This window comes from Candidatus Merdisoma sp. JLR.KK006, assembly GCF_036941035.1.
GTDB lineage: Bacteria > Bacillota > Clostridia > Lachnospirales > Lachnospiraceae > Laedolimicola.
On record NZ_JAYMNS010000093.1, the window covers coordinates 1 to 605 of the forward strand.

A 605-nucleotide genomic window follows, 5' to 3' on the forward strand; every position below is an offset into this window, starting at 1 on the left:
TGAAAATAATGAGGTGGAACATGCAATACAAAGGGAAGTGGAAAATTTTGAGTCAATGGGTAAAAAGGGTACAAATATTTGTTTTCTCTTAATTATTTATATGGATGAAGTTGATGATAAAAATAAAGATATTATCAAAGAATATTCAAGCAATAGTATAGTAAGAGAAATTGTTTTAAAGTCAAAAGCAACAATCCTTACAGTTGCAGTAGATAAAAGTACATACCTAGGCTATTATTTAGATATCGGAATGGATAAAAAAAGTACATTATATTCATATGGATGTAAACTGCTTAAGCAATTATCTGCTAAGTGATTTTCAATACTAATACTAAACCATCAGCCAGATAACCACAGCGGCAAACAAGCTGGCAGGTGAAGGAACCACCTACAAGGTGCGTTACGAGTATGATTCTATGGGCTGTGTCACCAAGCGTTATAGTGAGGACAACTCCTATGTAAAATACACCTATGACAAGAACGACAACCTAATCAAGATGGTGGACGCAGAGGGCTACACCCTCACTTACACCTACGATAAAAACAACCGCCCGGTATCCGCCGTGGATGCCAACGGCAACAAGACGACGTTCACCTATGATGCC

Annotated in this window: 1 protein-coding gene and 1 pseudogene; both read left to right on the forward strand. The window is 37.4% G+C overall.

What is annotated here, in order from left to right; genetic code table 11:
- Positions 1–316: hypothetical protein (locus VSQ61_RS22730; RefSeq protein ID WP_334346585.1), on the forward strand; the 316-nt coding region annotated here is incomplete at its 5' end.
- Positions 317–368: 52 nt separating this feature from the next.
- Positions 369–605 (forward strand): annotated as a pseudogene (locus VSQ61_RS22735) (hypothetical protein); the annotation flags it as partial.